The sequence below is a fragment of the Trabulsiella odontotermitis genome (assembly GCF_001188485.1).
Lineage (GTDB): Bacteria > Pseudomonadota > Gammaproteobacteria > Enterobacterales > Enterobacteriaceae > Trabulsiella > Trabulsiella odontotermitis_A.
The window spans coordinates 1-21,336 of record NZ_JNGH01000097.1 but is presented as its reverse complement, the minus strand read 5'-3'; the positions used below and the strand labels follow the sequence as shown (position 1 = coordinate 21,336).

Below are 21,336 nucleotides of genomic sequence, written 5' to 3'. Positions count from 1 at the left end.
TGATGAGTCTGATTCTCCGCTTAACCGGCACCGGAGGCGCGCAGTTAGTTCCGGTCTTCGGCTGCGATTGCGCCGCCTGCCGCCGCGCCAGTCAGCATCCTCAGCATCGTCGCCGCCCCTGTAGCGGCGTGGTGAATTACAACGATGCCGTCACCCTGCTCGACGCCGGAATACCTGACTTGATGGAGCATCACCCCGCCGGCAGCTTTCAGCAGTTTTTACTCACCCACTACCATATGGATCATGTGCAGGGCCTGTTCCCGCTGCGCTGGGGCATTGGCGAACCCATTCCGGTATACGGACCGCCGGACGAACAGGGCTGCGACGATCTGTTTAAACACCCTGGAATTCTCGATTTTAGCCACACCGTGGAGCCGTTCGTGGTGTTTGAACTGCAGGGATTGCGGGTCACGCCGCTGCCGCTCACCCACTCAAAACTGACCTTCGGCTATTTGCTGGAGTCAGCGCATAGCCGCGTTGCCTGGCTTACCGATACCGCCGGGCTGCCTGACAAAACGCTGACGTTTTTGCTCAATAATCACCCGCAGGTGATAGTGATTGACTGCAGCCATGAGCCACGCGACGAAACGCCGCGTAACCATAACGATCTCAATGCGGTCGTGGCGATCAAACAAGAGACGCGCTGCCCGCGCGTGATCCTCACGCATATCAGTCATCACTTTGATGTCTGGATGATGACGCATCCGCTGCCGGAGGGCATTGAAGCGGGGTTCGATGGTATGGAAATCGTGCTGGGCTAGCGCGCGTAATCGTCCTCAAAACGGCGCTCTTCATCCTCCAGCTGGCGTCGCTCCNNACGACGCCGATCCTCAAACGGGCGACGGCGGTCGTCATACTGCCGGCGGCGATCGTCGCTCATCTGCTGCTCCCAGCCGTCGTCGCGATCGTCATCATAGCCCCGGTTGTTGTTGCTGTCAGGTTTCCAGGCGTCGTTGATCGCCTGTTGAATATTGCCGATCGCATCGTCAATGACATCCGCGTGAACCAGTTGGCTGTTCAGTGAAAGCAGGCTGAACAGTATCGCTGCTAAGTGACGTTTCATAGGGTTAAGTCTCAGTGTCGGGCTGAACCCACAGTAGTAAATCGCCAAAAGCGCGTGTAGCGGAGGATTCTCAATTGCGCCGGGCAGGCGCTTATCATTTTGTCAGCCGCATTATCATTTCGAGAAACGTCTCTCCCGCCCCCCGTTTCGACACGTCAAATCTGACGATAATCTGCTTTTCGTCATGACATCGCCCAAAAGTCACCCGTAATATCAGGGGATACCCACAATAAAAACATGGCATAGAAGATGCATAATCAGTATGAAAGCGCGAGAGCGTGAATTGATTAACTGGAGCGAGACCGATGAAAAAAGTCGTCACGGTTTGCCCGTACTGCGCATCAGGTTGCAAAATCAATCTGGTCGTGGATAACGGCAAAATCGTCAGGGCTGAGGCAGCGCAAGGGAAAACCAACCAGGGTACGCTTTGTCTGAAAGGGTATTACGGCTGGGATTTCATTAACGATACGCAAATCCTCACCCCCCGTCTGAAATCCCCCATGATTCGCCGACAGCGCGGCGGCAAACTGGAGTCCGTCTCCTGGAACGACGCGCTGGATTACGTCGCCAGCCGTCTGAGCGCCATTAAAGAGAAGTACGGCCCGGACGCCATTCAGACGACAGGTTCTTCACGCGGAACGGGTAATGAAACCAACTATGTGATGCAAAAGTTCGCGCGCGCCGTTATTGGTACCAATAACGTCGACTGCTGCGCTCGCGTCTGACACGGCCCTTCGGTTGCAGGTCTGCACCAGTCGGTCGGTAATGGCGCCATGAGTAATGCCATCACAGAGATTGATAACACCGATCTCGTGTTTATCTTCGGGTACAACCCGGCAGATTCACACCCTATTGTGGCGAATCACGTGATTAACGCCAAACGCAATGGGGCGAAAATTATCGTCTGCGATCCGCGCAAAATTGAAACGGCGCGCATTGCGGATATGCACCTTGCGTTGAAGAATGGCTCGAACATCGCGCTGCTCAACGCCATGGGGCATGTCATCATCGAAGAAAATCTATACGACAACGCGTTCGTCGCCACCCGTACGGAAGGCTTTGAAGAATATCGTAAAATCGTTGAGGGCTACACGCCGGAGTCGGTTGAAGACATTACCGGCGTCAGCGCGCAGCAGATTCGTCAGTGCGCTCGAATGTACGCCACGGCAAAATCAGCGGCGATCCTGTGGGGCATGGGCGTGACTCAGTTCTACCAGGGCGTGGAAACCGTTCGTTCGCTGACCAGCCTCGCGATGTTAACCGGCAACCTCGGCAAGCCGAGCGTCGGCGTGAACCCGGTTCGCGGTCAGAACAACGTTCAGGGTGCCTGCGATATGGGCGCGCTGCCGGATACGTTCCCGGGTTATCAGTTCGTCAAAGAAGAAAAACACCGCGAGAAATTCGCCAAAGCCTGGGGTGTGGAAAGTCTGCCTGCCCATACGGGCTATCGCATCAGTGAGCTGCCGCATCGCGCGGCGCATGGCGAAGTCCGTGCGGCCTACATCATGGGCGAGGATCCGCTGCAGACCGATGCCGAACTCTCTGCCGTTCGCAAAGGGTTTGAGGATCTGGAGCTGGTGATTGTGCAGGACATCTTTATGACCAAAACCGCCGCGGCGGCGGATGTCATCCTGCCTTCCACCTCATGGGGTGAGCATGAAGGGGTGTACACGGCGGCAGATCGCGGCTTCCAGCGTTTCTTTAAGGCCGTTGAGCCGAAATGGGATCTGAAAACCGACTGGCAAATCATCAGCGAAATCGCCACGCGTATGGGCTACCCGATGCACTACAACAACACCCAGGAAATCTGGGACGAGTTGCGGCATCTGTGCCCGGACTTCTTCGGCGCCACCTATGAAAAAATGGGTGAGCTGGGTTATATCCAGTGGCCGTGCCGCGATGAATCTGACGCCGATCAGGGCACCTCGTATCTCTTCAAAGAGAAATTCGATACCCCGAACGGGCTGGCAAAATTCTTCACCTGCGACTGGGTCGCCCCTATCGACAAACTCAGCGATGAGTATCCGATGGTACTTTCCACCGTTCGTGAAGTGGGCCACTACTCCTGTCGTTCCATGACCGGTAACTGTGCCGCACTGTCGGCGCTGGCGGATGAACCCGGCTACGCGCAAATCAATACCGCTGACGCCGAGCGTCTGGGCATTGAAGATGAAGCGCTGGTGTGGGTGAACTCACGTAAAGGCAAAATTATCACCCGTGCGAAAGTCAGCGACCGCCCGAACAAAGGCGCGGTTTACATGACCTATCAATGGTGGATTGGTGCCTGTAATGAGCTGGTGACGGAAAACCTGAGCCCGATAACCAAAACGCCGGAGTATAAATATTGCGCCGTCCGCGTTGAGCCCATAGCCGATCAGCGCGCCGCGGAACAGTATGTGATCGATGAATATAATAAATTGAAATCCCGCCTGCGTGAAACCGCGATGGGCTGAAATTAATTATTTTCGCTAATGATATGGGGTGAATTAATTCACCCCTTTTTTATATTAAAATCAGGCAATACTGATTCCACGGAATGTCATTTTTTCTTAATTGAATGAGATATTTACTGAGTAAACTTAGGCGGTGTGAGTTATTTTCCTGACAATCCTGAGCTTTTCCTTAATTAATCACGGTTCGCTTTATCAGAAGTCTTACGCAGCCGTTTTATTTTTCCTGCCATCCAATTATACTGCGCGCTCTGTACTCTGAAGATAACTAAAAATGAAATATCTCTATTTTTTACTTTTTTTGTTTATATTTCCATTACATGCAGACGACATCGGCAGTCAGTTTCAGGAGCAGGCACAGGCGGGCGATCCGCATGCGCAGTACCTTCTCGCTGACACGTACTACAGCTCCGGCGATGAACAGAAGGCACACTTCTGGGCTGAAAAGGCAGCGCAAAACGGCAATGCCGATGCGATCGCCCTGCTGGCGCAAATGTCGTTGAAAAAGAATATCGCCGGGGCGAAAACGCTGGCCGAACAGGCAAGCGTCGCTGGCAGTAAAAACGGCGATATTATCCTCGCACGCATTCTGGTGAACAGCGAGGCCGGCAAACCGGACTATCCTCGCGCCATCCAGTTGCTGGAAAGCGCCGCCCAGAATATCGAAAGCGATGCCGCCGTTGATGCGCAAATGCTGCTGGGACTCATCTATGCCAACGGCGGACCACTGCCTGAAGATGATGCCAAAGCGGCGGTTTACTTCAAACGCAGCTCAACCCTGTCGCGTACCGGCTATGCTGAATACTGGGCCGGGATGATGTTCCTGCAGGGAGAGAAAGGGTTTATCACGCCGAACAAGCAGAAGGCGCTGCAGTGGCTCAATCTGAGCTGTATGGAGGGGTTTGATACCGGCTGTGAGGAGTTTGATCGGCTGAGCAATGAGTAACCGGCTCAGCCACTGACAGGCCGGGTGCGCCGTGCGTCACCCGGCTTATATATTTATGAATTCGCTGTTTTATCAAATTTGCCCAGCACGTCGCGCTCGTAAGCCTGCGCTTTTTTGCGGTCAAATTTGTGTTCCCATTTCGCGATCACCAGTACCGCCAGGGCATTACCCACCACATTCAACGCCGTACGCGCCATGTCGAGAATACGGTCAACACCAGCGATAAACGCCAGACCTTCCAGCGGAATACCGACGCTGCCCAGCGTCGCCAGCAGCACCACAAAGGAAACACCCGGCACGCCGGCAATCCCTTTCGAGGTCACCATCAGCGTCAGCACCAGAATGATTTCCTGACCGATAGAAAGGTCAATGCCATACAGCTGCGCAATAAAAATGGCCGCAATACTCTGGTAGAGCGTGGAGCCATCGAGGTTAAAGGAGTAACCGGTCGGCACCACAAAGCTGGTGATCGACGCAGGTGCGCCATAGGCTTCCATTTTCTCGATAATGCGCGGCAGTACGCTTTCGGAGCTGGCCGTTGAATAAGCCAGAATCAGCTCTTCTTTCAGGATACGGATCAGCGTCCAGATGCTCAGTCCGCAGATGCGCGCCACCAGCCCCAGCACCACCAGCGCAAAGAACAGGATCGCCACGTACACCAGCACCACCAGCTTGGCGAGCGGCCACAGCGAGGCAAAACCGAAGTTGGCGACGGTAACGGAAATCAGCGCGAACACCCCGATCGGCGCGTAACGCATCACCATGTGCGTCACTTTGAACATGGTCTCAGAGATGGAACGGAAGACGGTGACCAGCGGTTCGCGGTGCGATGCAGGCAGCGACGACAATCCCAGGCCAAACAGTACCGAGAAGAAAATCACCGGCAGCATGTCGCCCTTCGCCATCGAAGCGAAAATATTGGTTGGCACCAGCGACAGCAACGTGCCCATCAGGCCATGCGCGTGGCTCTGCACGTCCGCTGTCGTACTCTGATATTTCGAAATATCCACGGTCGCCAGTTGCGACATATCAATGCCCGCGCCAGGCTGGAACACATTCGCCAGCGTAATGCCGAGCACAATGGCAACGGTTGTGATCACTTCGAAATAGAGAATGGTCTTCGCGCCAATACGCCCGAGCTGCTTCGCATCACCCACGCCCGCAATCCCGACCACCAGCGTCGAAATCACAATCGGCACCACAATCATTTTGATCAGATGGATGAAGATATCTCCGGCCGGAGATAGCAGGTTGGCGATAAGCCACTCGCGACTATCACTTTGATAATGCAGATAACTGCCCAACAGAATGCCCAGCACCAGCGCCAGCAGAATTTGCCAGGCCAGGCTGACTTTTTTTGTTTTCATGACTACAGACTTCCTCAATGAGAGCAGTCATTCCTTAAATGAATGACAGCTGCTGAAAGGGGTATGAATTGTGTTGCGTTTGTTAGTGGGGTTTTTTAACGCGCAATATCAGTATCATTTGCATGGCATGCTGCGCAACCCTTTCAGAATGGAGCTTTTGTCTGTTGAAGTGCATAAACGTGCAACTTTATTTCATTTATAGTGCATAACCTTTTGTTATAAAAAACTTTTTAAATTCACCATTTCTATAAATCCCTTTCCGCAATTATTTCTTATCTAAGATTCATTTGATGCATTTTCATACGATTCAGTGATTGCGTGATCCGTCGCGCAAATAATAAACAAAGGTGATAGATCCTCTGTAATTAACGTTTATTTGACATATTATTAACATCTTACAAGGAGAAAAAAAGCCATGAGCCAAATACACAAACATGCTATTCCCGCCAGCATTGCGGACAACTGCCTGATTAACCCGGAACAGTACAAGGCGAAGTATGAGCAGTCCGTGGCTGACCCGGAGACCTTCTGGGGCGAGCAGGGAAAGATCCTTGACTGGATCACGCCGTATCAAAAGGTAAAGAACACCTCCTTTGCGCCAGGCAACGTCTCGATTAAATGGTACGAAGACGGCACGCTGAACCTGGCGGCAAATTGTCTCGACCGCCATCTGGCCAAACGTGGCGATCAAACCGCCATCATCTGGGAAGGGGATGACGCCACCCAGAGCAAACACATTACCTATCGCGAGCTGCATCGCGATGTCTGTCGTTTTGCCAACGTTCTGCTCGACCTCGGCGTTAAGAAAGGCGACGTTGTCGCTATCTATATGCCGATGGTGCCAGAAGCGGCGGTGGCGATGCTGGCCTGCGCGCGGATCGGCGCCATTCACTCGGTCATCTTTGGCGGCTTTTCGCCGGAAGCGGTCGCCGGGCGCATTATCGACTCAAACTCCCGTCTGGTGATCACCGCCGACGAAGGTATCCGCGCCGGACGCGGTATTCCGCTGAAGAAAAACGTCGACGACGCACTGAAAAACCCGAACGTGAAGAGCGTGGAGCACGTTGTGGTACTGAAACGTACCGGCGGCAACGTCGACTGGAACGACGGTCGCGACCTGTGGTGGAGCGACCTCATCAACACGGCGAGCGATGAAAACACCCCGGCTGAGCTGAACGCCGAAGATCCGNNCCGAAGGGTGTGCTGCACACTACCGGCGGTTATCTGGTCTATGCCGCGACCACCTTTAAATACGTCTTTGATTATCACCCGGGCGAAATCTACTGGTGTACGGCAGATGTGGGCTGGGTAACCGGACACAGCTATCTGTTGTATGGGCCGCTGGCCTGCGGCGCCACCACGCTGATGTTTGAAGGCGTACCAAACTGGCCGACCCCGGCGCGCATGTGCCAGGTGGTGGACAAACATAAGGTCAATATCCTCTATACCGCGCCGACAGCGATCCGCGCGCTGATGGCGGAAGGGGATAAAGCCATCGAAGGGACCGACCGTTCTTCCCTGCGCATTCTCGGTTCCGTCGGCGAGCCGATCAACCCGGAAGCCTGGGAGTGGTACTGGAAAAAAATCGGTAACGAGAAGTGCCCGGTAGTGGACACCTGGTGGCAGACCGAAACCGGCGGCTTCATGATAACCCCGCTGCCCGGCGCTATCGAACTGAAAGCCGGTTCTGCCACCCGTCCGTTCTTTGGCGTTAAGCCGGTGCTGGTGGATAACGAAGGCCATCCGCTGGAAGGCGCTACCGAAGGGAATCTGGCGATCGCCGACTCCTGGCCGGGTCAGGCGCGTACGCTGTTTGGTGACCACGAGCGTTTCGAGCAGACCTACTTCTCAACCTTTAAGAATATGTATTTCAGCGGCGACGGCGCGCGCCGTGACGAAGACGGTTACTACTGGATCACCGGCCGCGTCGATGACGTGCTGAACGTCTCCGGTCACCGTCTGGGTACGGCAGAAATTGAATCTGCACTGGTGTCACATCCGAAGATTGCGGAAGCGGCCGTTGTCGGGATCCCGCACAACATCAAAGGCCAGGCGATTTATGCCTATGTGACGCTTAACCATGGAGAAGAACCGACGCCAGAACTGTACGCCGAAGTGCGTAACTGGGTGCGTAAAGAGATTGGGCCGCTGGCGACGCCGGACGTGCTCCACTGGACTGACTCCTTGCCGAAAACGCGTTCCGGCAAAATCATGCGCCGTATTTTGCGCAAAATTGCGGCTGGCGATACCAGCAATCTCGGCGATACCTCGACCCTGGCCGATCCGGGCGTAGTGGAAAAACTGCTCGAAGAGAAGCAGGCCATCACTATGCCTTCCTGATCCCCCACCCCAACCCTCTCCCTGCAAGGGAGAGGGGATAAAACAAAAGCCCTACCTACCTCTGGAGACTCTGTGATGAATAACGATATTTGTCAGCAGATAGAGAATAGTGCGCATTACAGGGAGTTAGTCGAAAAACGGCAACGGTTTGCCTTCGTGCTGTCCATCATCATGCTGATTATCTACGTCAGTTTTATTTTGCTGATTGCCTTCGCGCCTGGCTGGCTGGGCACGCCGCTTCACGCCGGAACCAGCGTGACGCGCGGCATCCCGATTGGAATTGGTGTCATCGTGATTTCCTTCGTACTGACCGGTGTTTATGTCTGGCGGGCGAACGGGGAGTTTGACCGTCTGAATAAAGCCGTAATGCACGAGGTGAAAGTATCATGAAGAAAGTTCTGACGGCGCTTGCCGCCACGCTTCCTTTGGCAGCAAATGCCGCCGACGCCATTACCGGCGCGGTTCAACGCCAGCCCACGAACTGGCAGGCGATCATCATGTTTTTGATTTTCGTGGCGCTGACGCTGTACATCACGTACTGGGCCTCCAAACGTGTTCGCTCACGTCGCGATTACTACACCGCAGGCGGCAACATCACCGGTTTCCAGAACGGTCTGGCGATTGCCGGAGACTTTATGTCTGCCGCGTCGTTCCTCGGCATCTCCGCGCTGGTTTACACTTCCGGTTATGACGGGCTGATCTATTCGCTCGGCTTCCTGGTCGGCTGGCCCATCATCCTGTTCCTGATTGCTGAACGCCTGCGCAACCTCGGCCGCTACACCTTCGCCGACGTCGCCTCCTACCGCCTGAAACAAGGCCCGATTCGCACTCTCTCTGCCTGCGGATCGCTGGTCGTGGTCGCCCTGTATCTGATCGCTCAGATGGTGGGTGCGGGCAAGCTTATCGAGCTGCTTTTCGGCCTCAATTACCACGTCGCCGTGGTGCTGGTCGGCGTGTTGATGGTGATGTACGTCCTGTTCGGCGGGATGCTCGCCACGACATGGGTACAAATCATCAAAGCGGTGCTGCTGCTGTTTGGCGCCAGCTTTATGGCCTTCATGGTCATGAAGCATGTTGGTTTCAGCTTCAACAACCTGTTTACCGAAGCGATGGCGGTACACCCGAAAGGGGCGGCGATCATGAGCCCTGGCGGGCTGGTGAAAGATCCGATTTCCGCGCTGTCGCTCGGCCTGGGTCTGATGTTTGGTACCGCAGGGCTGCCGCATATCCTGATGCGTTTCTTTACCGTCAGCGATGCCCGCGAAGCGCGTAAGAGCGTGTTCTATGCCACCGGCTTTATGGGTTACTTCTACATTCTGACCTTTATCATCGGCTTCGGCGCAATCATGCTGGTCGGTGCGAATCCGGCCTTTAAAGATGCGGCAGGCGCGCTGATTGGCGGCAACAACATGGCGGCGGTACACTTGGCCGATGCGGTCGGTGGGAACCTGTTCCTTGGCTTTATCTCTGCGGTAGCGTTCGCCACCATCCTGGCGGTAGTGGCCGGGTTAACGCTGGCCGGGGCATCGGCGGTGTCCCATGACCTGTACGCCAACGTGATCCGCAAAGGCGCGACCGAACGTCAGGAGCTGAAGGTGTCCAAAATCACCGTTCTGGTGCTGGGCATCGTGGCGATCCTGTTGGGGATTTTGTTTGAGAATCAGAACATCGCGTTCATGGTTGGCCTGGCGTTCTCCATCGCCGCCAGTTGTAACTTCCCGATCATTCTGCTCTCCATGTACTGGTNGCTGGCTCGGTCTGCTGACGGCGGTGATACTGATGATCCTCGGCCCGACAATTTGGGTGCAGATCCTCGGTCACGAAAAAGCGATTTTCCCGTACGAGTACCCGGCGCTGTTCTCCATTGCCATTGCGTTTATCGGCATCTGGTTCTTCTCTGCGACGGATAACTCCGCCGAAGGCGCTCGCGAACGCGAGCAGTTCCGCGCACAGTTTATTCGTTCTCAGACCGGACTCGGTATCGAGCAGGGTCACGCACACTAAGCGTTATTCCCCGGCCTGCGGGCCGGGGCATGTCAGAACATCAGCCATCCCACCAGCGGCGCTGTCAGCACCATCGCCACGCCGGACAGCATCATCACNCCACAACACCTTCCTGCTGCCCCAGCTCATAAGACCGTGCCGTTCCCGCCCCGTGCGATGCCGCGCCGAATCCGGCCCCTTTCGCCATCCCTTCGCGAATGGCGAGGCGCAGAAACAACATGTCGCCAACGGCCATCCCGAACACGCCCGTCACCACCACAAACAGCGCCACCAGATCCGGCTGACCACCGATTGGTTTTGCCGCCGCCAGCGCAAACGGCGTGGTGACCGAGCGCACCGCCAGGCTACGCTGGATTGCTTCCGGCAGGGTAAATAGTCGCGCCAGCCAGACGGAACTGGTGACGGCCACCAGCGTGGCGGTGATCACCCCGGCGGACAGCGACATCCAGTGGCGTTTGATGATCGCCAGATTGTCATAAACCGGTACCGCAAACGCGATGGTTGCCGGGCCGAGCAGCCACAGCAGCCAGTGGGCTTCCCCCATATAGTTCTGATACGAGATATGGCCGAACACCAGCAGCAGTACCAGCAGAATGGGGGTAAACACCAGCGGCATCAGCGGCAGTTTTCGAAAGCGGCGATACAGCCGCTTGTTGGCAAAATAGAGCCCGAGCGTTATTACCAGGCACAGCACGCTAAGCTGAAAATTAGTCATGATTCAGCCTGCGCATTTCAAAGCGATACACCCTGTCGACCACCCAGGCCGTCGCGCCAAGCACCAGCATCGTGCTGATGGCGATCACCAGAAAAATACGCCAGCCGTCCACCATCAGTAGTTGCGCGTAATTCACCACCGCCACCACCGCCGGAACAAAAAAGAGCAGCATTTCCGCCAGCAGCCAGCGCGCCCCTGCCCTGACCCATGTTAACGGAACGATGCGACAGACAATCAGCGCCAGCAGCATCACCATGCCGACGAGGTTGGCGGGCAGCGGCAGATGCAGCCAGCTCACCATATACTCAGCGACGACAAATAACCCTGCATACAGTAAAACCTGAACCGGAACCTGAATATGATGCAACACTCGCGGCGTAACGCGCCCTAAGGCCAGAGCCATGAAAGGAAATCCTGCGGAAAGAGAAGACGCTCAGTATAGAGAGCACGCGACAATGACTGAAATGAATTAAAATCATCATTAGCATAGTCTGAAGGAATAATCATGGACATCCGAACGCTGCGCTATTTCGTTGAAGTGGTCCGCCAGCAAAGCTTTACCCGTGCGGCAGAAAAGCTGTTCGTTACCCAACCGACGATCAGCAAGATGCTGAAAAACCTCGAAGATGAGCTGAACTGCACGCTGCTGATCCGCGACGGCCGCAAGCTGCTGTTGACCGATACCGGCCGCGTAGTGTTTGAACGCGGGCTGGCAATACTTGGCGAATTTCGTCAGCTGGAAGCGGAACTCAGCGACATCAACCATCTCCACAGCGGCGTGCTGCGCCTCGGTATCCCGCCGATGGTCGGCATGCTGATGGCCGGACCGATCAGCCTGTTTCGCCAGCGCTATCCGGGTGTTGAGCTAAAAATCGCCGAGTTTGGCGGGCTGACGGTGCAGCAGGCGGTGATGAACGGTGAGCTGGATGTCGCCATGACCGCGCTACCGGTCGAAGAGGAAAACGGCATGGCGACGCTGCCGCTGTTCAGCCATCCGCTGTGTGTGCTGGCGCCGCGCTCCGGCGAATGGATTAACACCGATCGCGTGACCCCGGAGCAGCTCGCCCGGCATCCGCTGCTTATCTACAACGAAGATTTCGCCCTCAGCCGTCAGCTGATGCAGTTGTTTACCCGCCACAACGTGAAGCCACGCATTGCGGTGCGCAGCGGGCAGTGGGATTTTCTCGCGGCGATGGTACAGGCGGGCGTCGGCGTGGCGATTTTGCCCGAACCGATTTGCCAGCGGCTGGATAAACAAACGCTGTGCTGGATCCCGCTGGACAGCGATCTGCGCTGGCAACTGGGGATGATCTGGCGGGAAGGCGTTTACCTGTCGCACAGCGCGCAGGCCTGGCTGGAATGTTGTGAGGGGTTCTGGCTACCGAAACAACCGTGAGCCCGGTAAGCATTGCGCCACCGGGCCACACGTGGCTATTTGTCTTCAATCAGCAGCGCTTCCAGCAGATCAAGGTCGTGCAGCAGTTTCTGCAGCGTCTCGTTGCTGATCTGCCTTGTCGCACGCAAATGGTACAGCTCCCCACGTTCGGAACGCAGCGCGGCGAGTCGGAACCGGCGCTCAAGGCGCTCTTCCTGCATCGACGTTTCGACATCGTTTCGCCCGTCCGCACGACGGCGCAGGTTGCCGATCACACGCGAACTGACCTCCGTCAGCAGCTGATTATCAATATTCTCGTCGCTGTCCGCCGCCAGGCGCTCTTCCATTTTCTGAATCGACACAATCGCCACTTCAGCGGTCGCCGCCCGCGCCAGACGCTCTTCTTCACGCTGCCGGGTATGGTCGCCTGACTCAATGTGCTGCAACAGAATCGGCAGCATAATGACGCCGACAAACAACGAAAACAGGATCACCCCGGCGGCGAGGAAAACCAGCTCATAGCGCGCCGGGAACACCTCGCCATTCGGCAACAGCAGTGGAATGGAGAGCACACCGGCAAGGGTAATCGCCCCGCGCACGCCCGCAAACGAGGCAATCAGCAGCTCGCGGGTGGTCCATGATCCGAACTCCATCGGCTTTTTCTTCAGGAAACGCTGACTGAAACGCTGCATCGTCCACAGCCAGCCAAAACGCACCAGCATCAGCGCGACGTAAATCAGCATGATGTCGGTGAACAGCATCCACAGTTCGACGTTTGGATCGGCTTCTGCCGCCACCAGCGAGGACTCAAGGATGCCGGGAAACTGCAGTCCTAACAGCAGGAACACCATGCCGTTAAAAACAAACTCCAGCATCGACCAGGTGCTGTTGGCGCGCAGGCGCATCGCCAGCGGCGCGGTGCGCATCACGCCGGAACGGGTGATGGTCATCCCGGCGGCTACTGCGGCCAGGATGCCGGAGACGCCGATGTGTTCTGCAATCAGGTAAGAGGCGAACGGCAGCAGGAACAGCAGCACGATTTGCGTCGCGGGTTCATCACCGCCCCAGCGGCTGAGAAAACGCAGCGAACGGCCATACAGCCAGCTGACGATAAACCCGGCAAGGATGCCGCCAATCGACACTTTGAGAAATTCTATTGTTGCGCCGCCGACGGTAAACACCATCGTGCCCATCACCACGGCGACGGCAAATTTCAGCGACACCAGGCCCGACGCGTCGTTCATTAACGCTTCGCCCTGCAAAATGCCCATGATTTTCTTCGGAATGCGCCCTTCGCCGACGATCCCCGACAGCGCCACCGCATCGGTTGGTGACAGCACCGCCGCCAGCGCAAACGCAGGAACCAGCGGGATCCCCGGCACCACCCAGTAAATGAGAAAACCAATGCCCACCACGGTCACCAGCACCAGCGCCAGCGCTAATCCTAAGATCTCACGCCCGTGCTCAAGGAATTCGCGGGTCGGCGTTTTCCAGCCATCGGCAAACAGCAGCGGCGGAATGAACAGCACGAGAAACAGTTCTGGATCGAATTCAACGTGGAGGCCAAACGTCGGCCATGCCAGTAGCGCACCGATGGCGATTTGCATCAATGGCAGCGGCACCTGGAAGGGCAATACGCGAGTAACCACCCCCGACAGCGAGACCACGAGGGTCATAATGAGTATGGTGAAGAAAATTTCCATGCTATCCCTGTGTGCGATGTTTTCTTATAAAAAGACGGACTCGTCCATGTCTGATAATAAAACATGATAATCCCTGCAAGGGAAACAGGATGTGCCCTAAAAGCAGAAAGGGTGGCCTGAGCCACCCTTTATCCTGACGGTTCGACGACTTAAATCGCCCAGCCGCCCGCGTAGAAAATCACCAGCGCCAGGGCAATCACCACGGTGCCGATATTCAGCTTACGCCATTCACCGGATACCACGCGGCCAATCACCAGGGTGGCGAAACCGATCATGATCCCGGTAACAATGTTACAGGTGAGGACGATAAATACGGCGGTAATCAACCCGGCCATCGCATCGACGAAATCATTGAAATCGATTTTCGCGACGTTGCTCAGCATCAGCAGACCGACATACATCAGCGCAGGCGCGGTGGCGTAAGCCGGAACCAGATACGAGAGCGGAGAGAGGAACAGGATCAGCAGGAACAGCACGCCCACGGTGATCGCCGTCAGACCGGTTTTACCGCCCGCCGCCGTACCGGCCGCCGATTCGATATACACCGCCGCCGGTGCCGCACCCACCACTGCTGAGAACACGCTACTCAGGGAGTCGGTGGTCAGCGCTTTGCCGCCGTTGATGATCTGGCCGTCTTTATCCAGCAGGTTTGCCTGACCAGCTACCGCGCGGATAGTGCCCGTCGCGTCAAACACCGCAGTCATTACCAGCGCCAGCACGCTCGGCAGCACCACCGGGCTCAGCGCGCCCATAATATCAAGGCTGCCAATCAGTGATTTGCCGGTCTCATCGCTCAGCGACGGCATGGCGAAGAAGCCAGAGAAGTGCACATTCGGATCGAAAATCAGCCCGACGATGGAAACGCCGATAATGGTCAGCAGAATGCCGCCCGGCACTTTCATTTTTTCGAGGCCGATGATCACCGCCAGGCCAATCAGCGACATGATCACCGGGAAGCTGGCGAAATGACCGAGGGAGACCGGCAGGCCGTCCAGCGGGTTCTTGATAACCAGACCGACGCCATTCGCCGCAATCAGCAGCAGGAACAGGCCGATACCAATCCCCGTGCCGTGGGCAATCCCTTGCGGCAGGTTGCGCAGGATCCAGCTACGAATGCCGGTGGCCGAAATGATGGTGAACAATACGCCCATCAGGAAGACAGCACCGAGCGCCACCGGAATGCTGATCTGCTGGCCCAGCACCAGGCTAAAGGCGGTAAAGGCGGTCAGCGAAATAGCACAGCCAATCGCCAGCGGCAGGTTCGCCCACAGGCCCATCACCAGCGAACCGACACCCGCAACCAGACAGGTCGCCACAAACACGGCGGCAGGCGGGAAACCGGCTTTGCCGAGCATTCCCGGCACCACAATAACGGAGTAGACCATCGCCAGAAAGGTCGTCAGACCGGCAACGATTTCCTGACGCACGGTACTGCCACGAGCAGAAATTTTAAACCAGGCGTCAAGTGAACCGCCGGTACGCGCAGATGGCGTAGACATAGAAAACATCCCCTAAGAGTTTTTATCTTATCGTTCGTCTGTCGGCGTGGTGGAACATCCACTGCCAGTTAAGCGTCCTGTCCATGTGCAGCCTCGCGGCAAGGGGTGCCGGGAAAACGCAAACGTTTAACTCCGCGCTGACAAAACGGCTAGTTAAAAAAAGGCAAACGATTATCTGGCTTTTAGCAGGCCCTTTTCAACAGAAGTTTGCGCCATTTCGCCAAAAATCGCTGCCGCTGCTGAAGAAACCATCAGAAGATGCGCAAACGTTATCGTCGATGCGCAATCCGGCAACATTTTTGTATGCTTTTGCGGCAAAAAACCAGTCGCCGGGGATCTCAAACGGTCCGCCCTGTTGAATGGCTCGCTGCCATGCCGGGCGCATCTCAATACGTTTTTTCCACGCTGCGATGTTCGGTAATGCGTTAATACCGCCACGAGACAGCAGCGCAAAGAGCGGAAAACTCATCTGGATATCGGCCATGCTGAGATGTTCTCCGGCAAACCACGTACGGCTGGCGAGCTGCGATTCGATAAAGCTGGCGTGAGTGGCAATCTGCTTATCGAGATACGCCTTCTGAACGCCTTTCCCGAGCGCGTTACCGAGCGTGCGCAACCCAAAAGGCACCGGCGGTTTGCCGAGACGGCTGAAGATCAGTTTCATCAGCAACAGCGGCATCAGCGACCCTTCCGCATAGTGGAGCCAGAATCGGTACTGCAATTTATCGATCTCTTCCTGCGGGCGGAACTGGTGGCTTTTATCGTAACGCTCCTGCAGGTATTCGAGGATCGCGCCGGATTCAGCAATGATGTGGCCGTTATCTTCCAGTACCGGTGATTTTCCCAGCGGATGCACCTTTTTCAGCGCAGGCGGTGCCTGCATGTCCGGCTCGCGCTGATAGCGGATAATCTGGTAAGGCATGTTCAGCTCTTCCAGCGCCCAGAGCACGCGTTGCGAACGTGATTGATTAAGATGATGAACAATCAGCATGTTTCACAGCCTCTTAGAAAGTTTGTTCAAATTAACTATAGGAACTGTGGGTGAATGGCGTAAAAATTTCGGCGAAAAAGTCACAGGTGTTGCTGGCGAAGAGGCATCTATTGCATAGACTTAAAGTGTCAGCACAACCCGGAACCTCCAACCCCTGATGAGACAATGAGGGGTGCTGATGTCGGGGGAAACCCTCCCGTACCAGCGGGATAGAGCGAAAGACAAAGACCGGAAAACGACTAAAGCGCCCTTTGTGGCGCTTTAGTTTTTTAATCGTCTTCCAGAAAATGCGCGCCCGGGCCTTTCTCGCCGAGCTTATCGCCCGGGTTTCGCAGCGGGCAGTCGGTACGCGACAGACAGCCGCCAGCCGCAACCGATGCAGCCATCCAGTTGATCGCGCAGCGCCACCAGCGTGTGGATGCGGCTGTTCAGTTCTTCACGCCATTGTGATGAAAGTTCCTTCCATTCTTTGGCGCTCAGTCGGTGCCCTTCCGGGAGCACGCCAAACGCTTCGCCAATGGTCGACAGCGGAATGCCGATGCGCTGGGCAATCTTAATGATGGCCACATAGCGCAGCACATCACGACGATAACGCCGCTGGTTCCCGGCATTGCGCGTGCTTTTGATAAGCCCTTTGCTTTCGTAGAAATGCAGAGCAGAAACGGCAACACCGCTTCGCTTCGCCACTTCGCCGGGCGTCAGCAGGGTTTTTATGCGGGGTGATTTCTTTTCCATAAAGCGCTTTACCTCAAGTTAACTTGAGGAATTATACTCGCCCTCAGACAGTTCGACGAATCGAAAAATGCAAAAAGAGGCCCTGTATGTCCCATCAGGATATTATTCAAACGCTTATTGAATGGATTGATGAACATATCGATCAACCGCTTAACATTGACGTGGTCGCGAAAAAATCAGGTTATTCGAAGTGGTATCTGCAACGGATGTTCCGTACCGTGACACACCAGACACTGGGAGATTATATTCGCCAGCGCAGGCTGTTACTGGCGGCGGAAGCGCTGCGGACCACGCAACGCCCTATCTTTGATATCGCGATGGATTTAGGTTACGTCTCGCAGCAAACCTTTTCCCGGGTCTTCCGCCGTGAATTCGATCGCACGCCGAGCGACTACCGCCATCAGATTTCCGCCTGAGGCATTCGCTGACGAATCTGGCATGACGAAACCTCAAGCCACTGCATAAACTCCTGCGGTGGCATTGCTTTCGCGAAGTGCCATCCCTGACAGAACTGCACGCCACGCCTCGCCAGCCAGGAAACCTGATCGACGGTTTCCACCCCTTCAGCGATGGTTTTCAGCCGCAGACTTTGCGCCATCTCGATAATATGTTCCGCGATCAGATGGCTGGTGCTGTTGGTGGTCAGCGTATCGATAAACGATTTATCGATTTTGAGAATATCGACGTTCAGTGAATAGAGATTGTGCAGGTTGGAATAACCGGTGCCGAAGTCGTCGATCGCCACTTCATAACCCGCCTGGCGAAACGCCTGGATCACCGGCGTGGTTTTCGGCACATCAATAAATCCGCGTTCGGTCACTTCGATTTTAATTTGTTGCGCACGCACGCCGTGGCTTTGCGCTTTTTCCGAAATTAACGATATCAGGCGTGGCGAATGGAAATCCGTCGCGGAAAGATTAATCGAGACGTAAAGATGTGGGTGATTTGCCAGATATTGCCCCATCTCCGCAAACATTTCTTCGACCACGTAATCGGTCACCTGCTCTATTAGCGCCTCTTTCTCAGCGAGCGGGATAAATACCGCCGGGCTCATCACCTGCCCATTAAACCCCGGCCAGCGCAGCAACGCTTCGGCACCCACGCAGCAGTGGTTTTTAATATCGATGATCGGCTGATAATGCAGACGCAGCTGGCGCTTATTGAGCGCGCGCTGCAGTTTACGTCGCGGCGAGTTAATTTGCTGACGGGTCCGCGACCAGACCAGCAAAATGAGCACACTGCAAATCGCGCCCAATGGCAGCGTTAACGTCACCTGATGCCAAAGATTTTCGTAATAACGGCGATCCTGAGTGGAAACGATCACCGCGATAGGCCGACGATCGGAAAGAACGACAGTATAAAAACGCCCCTCTTTGCGGAATGAGGCATTTTTATCCAGAATTAACGGGCGCAACGCCACCGGATCAGACGTGGCGCTTACCGAGAAAAAGGAATTGGTTTTAGTATCGTAAATGCCATAGCTCAATGAGGTATCTTCGGAAATCACTTCGCTAAAAGAGAGCGGGTTTACCACTGCGACATAATTACCCCGCTGCAGGTAAATCATCGGGTAGCCAGGATAAAACGGTGTATCGCGGTAGTAATAAATCGAGACGTTAGGCTTTTTCTGATAACTCGGCATCGGCATGGTAAATGGCTGCGCCGGATGGAGAGCGGTCGAACAAAAGAACTGATTACCGTCAGCGTAGATTAAATCCGAGACGTATAGCTGGCCGCGAACAACATTCAGCATCGCCTGTTGATGCTGCGGTGTACAGGTGGCACCGCGATATTCTTCGGCAGCGCTGCGGGCGACCTCCGCTTCGCGAATCACGATTTCGGTTTTATTGAGCGCAAGCTGTGCAAAGGTCTGCAATTGCCCGGTGGTTTCCGACATTGCCCGCATTTGCGCAAACCAAAGCGCCAGCATCACGGGTAACAACACCACCATGATAACGCCGACAATGCGCAGCACCTTGTCTCGCACCCTACGATTCATCCAGCCCGATATCCCTGTTTTCATTGTGCCTGAAAGTCTGGCCCACGGCTTTGATTGCAGGTGATTACGTTGCATGAATCAAACAACATTAGCAACCGTCTTTTTGCTCTATTATCTTCATCTTTCGTTATGACGATTTTATTCCACCGTAAGACAAATCAGAAGACAAGCCGACGTTTTTATTAGAGGCAATAATTATCCACCAGTTTACGTTACATTCTCCTGTTAGCGCTTTTTTTTAAGCCAGTAACATCCACGCCAATATTCAATATCGCGCCATCGCTCATCGTAATATTGGACCACAGCGTCGTCAGCGTTGCGCCATCACGCCGTACCGGGTAACGGGTGTGCATTTCCGTCACGGGCGTATCATTGAATGGACTAAAAGAAAGCCGGACCAGCTCGCGCATCTCCGGGTTCGGATAAAATAATGCCAGCGGATCGGTGTAATGGTTAATATCGTTTTGCGTCCAGCCAAACGATCGTTCACAGGCCCGGTTCCATAATATACAGCGCCGACTGGCATCAAACGAATTTAATAATATCGGCGCGCAGTCCAGCATCAGTTGATATTTCACCATAATGGCATTCAATTCGCTGGCGGTACGTTCTTTAAGAATAACCTCTGAAAGATAGCCCTTGAGTTTTTCCGCCAGAATAATAGCGATGCTTTTAATCACCGAAGAGGGGGTTAACGAATGGGGAAAAGCAACGAATAAATAGTTTCTGTGGCTGGCGCCCTGTAATGGAATTTTGCATAACGCGGCGCTTTGTATTATTCCGGCGTCCGGGTGGGATTCGGGATAGAGCAATCTGCCCGCCTGATGGCGCCAGTATCGAATACGCCAGTTGCGTTCCGGTTCACGCCGGATGTGTGCCAGCAGACGCGCGACGTGCTGATGATTACACGCCAGATCGCCCGCGACCTCCAGCCGCGGCGCTTTGCCGTCGTCGATCATCGTCCATGTTAAGCAGGCACCGAGCGAGGCGTTAATCGTAAAAAGCAAGGGACGCAGCGGCTGATGTGTGGATAACCCGGGCATCAGTTGCGCTAGCATATGCAGCCCTAAAGCTGCATCATTTATTGCTGTGTGTAGCGTTTCATTATTCATTTTATCAATCACAGGTTAAGAGGAGTGAATAAACCTGCAATGAAAATCAGACGACGACCCAGCCTACGCAACCTATTTGCGCCGCAAATGTTCAGGAATGAATACAACCATGAGAAAGGTGTTCAGCAATGCTTACAAGAAATCAAAACAACCCAGTAAATCCAGCCGCTGATTGCCTTATTGCAAGTAAAAAATAACTGTCCACGGCAGCATAATCCAGCTGGAGGAGCCTGTAAATCCTGTCAACAGTGTACAAGGCGGGCTGTGGCGGTACAGATTTGGCTATCCCTCTGAATTGGCATGGAAGGGTCGTAAATAAAGGGAGTGATTAGCGGAGAATATATTCTTTGTTCCCGTGATGCCTCGCAACATTATTTGGCGAAAAAAGTCATTTTTTGAACTGGCGAATAAAACAGCAAATGTGATATAGTTCACACAACCTAATGCAAAAGAAATTTCGTTTCATTCAATCGCTAAATGCCTTGAGATAGCCAGCCTGCAATGACGTTCGCGCTGTCAAAGGCAACTGTTTTTCTGAGGAAAGATTCATGGCATCGATCACCACCGGCGTTGTGCTGTTGCGCTGGCCACTTTTCAGTGCAGTGCTGATGTTTTTAGCCAGTACGCTCAACATTCAGTTACGCAAATCAGACTACGCCGGGCTGGCGGTGATTTGCAGCGGTCTCGGCGTGGCCGCCGCCTGCTGGTTCGCGACCGGCTTACTGGGCATCACGCTGGTTGATATCGCCACCACCTGGGGCAACATTAAAGACGTGATGATTGAAGTGATGAACCAGGCACCGCCAGAATGGCCGATGGTATTAACCTGATAAAAAACGCTTCCCAGGGGAAGCGTTTTTTTGCCTGATGACCGCGGAACTCGGGATCAGAACGGGATGTCGTCGTCGAAATCCATTGGCGGTTCGTTAGACGGCGCCGGTGCAGACTGCTGCTGCGGACGGGACTGCGCACCGCCGCTGAACTGTGCGCCACCCTGCTGCTGCGGCTGCTGAGGCTGACCCCAACCGCCCTGCTGC

The 21,336-nt window shown here is 54.9% G+C and carries 14 protein-coding genes and 6 pseudogenes; 9 read left to right on the top strand and 11 right to left on the bottom strand.

From position 1 onward, the window contains the following. Positions 1-2 precede the first annotated feature (2 nt). Positions 3-761: a phosphonate metabolism protein PhnP gene (gene phnP / locus GM30_RS14100; protein WP_049849120.1), complete on the top strand. Its 759-nt coding sequence runs from the start codon at positions 3-5 to the stop codon at positions 759-761. On the opposite strand, the gene yjdP is transcribed toward phnP, so the two are convergent. After that, positions 758-1,063 carry a DDRRRQL repeat protein YjdP gene (yjdP, locus tag GM30_RS14095; protein WP_049849119.1) on the bottom strand — a complete coding sequence of 102 codons (306 nt, stop codon included), beginning with the start codon at positions 1,061-1,063 and terminating at the stop codon, positions 758-760. The genes phnP and yjdP overlap by 4 nt on opposite strands. Before the next feature lie 305 nt (positions 1,064-1,368). Here yjdP and fdhF point away from each other — a divergent pair, with 305 nt between their 5' ends. Together fdhF and GM30_RS14080 are read left to right on the top strand one after the other, a co-directional pair. Beyond that, positions 1,369-3,516 carry a formate dehydrogenase subunit alpha gene (gene fdhF, locus GM30_RS14085; RefSeq protein WP_080993434.1) on the top strand — a complete coding sequence of 716 codons (2,148 nt, stop codon included), beginning with the start codon at positions 1,369-1,371 and terminating at the stop codon, positions 3,514-3,516. 271 nt (positions 3,517-3,787) lie between these two features. Beyond that, on the top strand, positions 3,788-4,459 hold the full coding sequence (locus GM30_RS14080; RefSeq protein ID WP_049849116.1) for a tetratricopeptide repeat protein: 672 nt from the start codon (positions 3,788-3,790) through the stop codon (positions 4,457-4,459). 53 nt (positions 4,460-4,512) lie between these two features. Here the strand turns inward: GM30_RS14080 and gltP are convergent, their stop codons facing one another. Beyond that, a complete protein-coding gene (gene gltP, locus GM30_RS14075) occupies positions 4,513-5,826 on the bottom strand; it encodes a glutamate/aspartate:proton symporter GltP (protein ID WP_049849115.1) in 1,314 nt (437 codons plus the stop codon). Positions 5,827-6,241: 415 nt separating this feature from the next. Here gltP and acs point away from each other — a divergent pair. The 3 genes and pseudogenes from acs to GM30_RS14060 all read left to right on the top strand — a co-directional run bounded on the left by acs (position 6,242) and on the right by GM30_RS14060 (position 10,170). After that, positions 6,242-8,166: pseudogene (acs, locus tag GM30_RS14070) on the top strand (acetate--CoA ligase). Between the two features lie 75 nt (positions 8,167-8,241). After that, positions 8,242-8,556 carry a DUF485 domain-containing protein gene (locus GM30_RS14065; protein WP_049849114.1) on the top strand — a complete coding sequence of 105 codons (315 nt, stop codon included), beginning with the start codon at positions 8,242-8,244 and terminating at the stop codon, positions 8,554-8,556. Continuing rightward, positions 8,553-10,170: pseudogene (locus GM30_RS14060) on the top strand (cation acetate symporter). Before GM30_RS14065 ends, GM30_RS14060 begins: the two are co-directional and overlap by 4 nt. Before the next feature lie 32 nt (positions 10,171-10,202). On the opposite strand, the pseudogene GM30_RS14055 reads toward GM30_RS14060, so the two are convergent. Both GM30_RS14055 and GM30_RS14050 read right to left on the bottom strand, forming a co-directional pair. Then, positions 10,203-10,885, bottom strand: a pseudogene (locus GM30_RS14055) (LrgB family protein). After that, a complete protein-coding gene (locus GM30_RS14050; protein ID WP_049849113.1) occupies positions 10,878-11,288 on the bottom strand; it encodes a CidA/LrgA family protein in 411 nt (136 codons plus the stop codon). Before GM30_RS14050 ends, GM30_RS14055 begins: the two are co-directional and overlap by 8 nt. 102 nt (positions 11,289-11,390) lie before the next feature. Between GM30_RS14050 and GM30_RS14045 the strand changes: the two genes are divergently transcribed. After that, the gene (locus GM30_RS14045) at positions 11,391-12,281 is read left to right on the top strand and encodes a LysR family transcriptional regulator (RefSeq protein WP_049849112.1); all 891 of its coding nucleotides are present in this window, start codon (positions 11,391-11,393) and stop codon (positions 12,279-12,281) included. Between the two features lie 35 nt (positions 12,282-12,316). On the opposite strand, the gene GM30_RS14040 is transcribed toward GM30_RS14045, so the two are convergent. The 4 genes and pseudogenes from GM30_RS14040 to soxR form a co-directional block, all read right to left on the bottom strand. Next, the gene (locus GM30_RS14040) at positions 12,317-13,963 is read right to left on the bottom strand and encodes a Na+/H+ antiporter (protein ID WP_049849111.1); all 1,647 of its coding nucleotides are present in this window, start codon (positions 13,961-13,963) and stop codon (positions 12,317-12,319) included. Positions 13,964-14,112: 149 nt separating this feature from the next. Continuing rightward, entirely contained in the window at positions 14,113-15,462 is a 1,350-nt protein-coding gene (locus GM30_RS14035; RefSeq protein WP_049849143.1) for an NCS2 family permease, read from the bottom strand. 328 nt (positions 15,463-15,790) lie between these two features. Next, positions 15,791-16,453: pseudogene (locus tag GM30_RS14030) on the bottom strand (glutathione S-transferase family protein); the annotation flags it as partial. A 269-nt stretch (positions 16,454-16,722) separates the two neighbouring features. After that, positions 16,723-17,188: pseudogene (gene soxR, locus GM30_RS14025) on the bottom strand (redox-sensitive transcriptional activator SoxR). 86 nt (positions 17,189-17,274) lie between these two features. Here soxR and soxS point away from each other — a divergent pair. Next, on the top strand, positions 17,275-17,604 hold the full coding sequence (gene soxS, locus GM30_RS14020) for a superoxide response transcriptional regulator SoxS (RefSeq protein WP_015368734.1): 330 nt from the start codon (positions 17,275-17,277) through the stop codon (positions 17,602-17,604). On the opposite strand, the gene GM30_RS14015 is transcribed toward soxS, so the two are convergent. Then, positions 17,589-19,187, bottom strand: coding sequence for an EAL domain-containing protein (locus GM30_RS14015; protein ID WP_049849110.1), 1,599 nt, complete (start codon positions 19,185-19,187; stop codon positions 17,589-17,591). The genes soxS and GM30_RS14015 overlap by 16 nt on opposite strands. A gap of 212 nt (positions 19,188-19,399) precedes the next feature. Next, a complete protein-coding gene (locus GM30_RS14010; protein ID WP_049849109.1) occupies positions 19,400-20,245 on the bottom strand; it encodes a PAS domain-containing protein in 846 nt (281 codons plus the stop codon). Positions 20,246-20,847: 602 nt separating this feature from the next. On the opposite strand from GM30_RS14010, the gene GM30_RS14005 reads away from it, so the two are divergent. After that, the gene (locus GM30_RS14005) at positions 20,848-21,129 is read left to right on the top strand and encodes a YjcB family protein (protein WP_049849108.1); all 282 of its coding nucleotides are present in this window, start codon (positions 20,848-20,850) and stop codon (positions 21,127-21,129) included. A gap of 56 nt (positions 21,130-21,185) precedes the next feature. Here GM30_RS14005 and ssb1 read toward each other — a convergent pair. After that, a pseudogene (ssb1, locus tag GM30_RS26200) lies at positions 21,186-21,336 on the bottom strand (single-stranded DNA-binding protein SSB1); the annotation flags it as partial.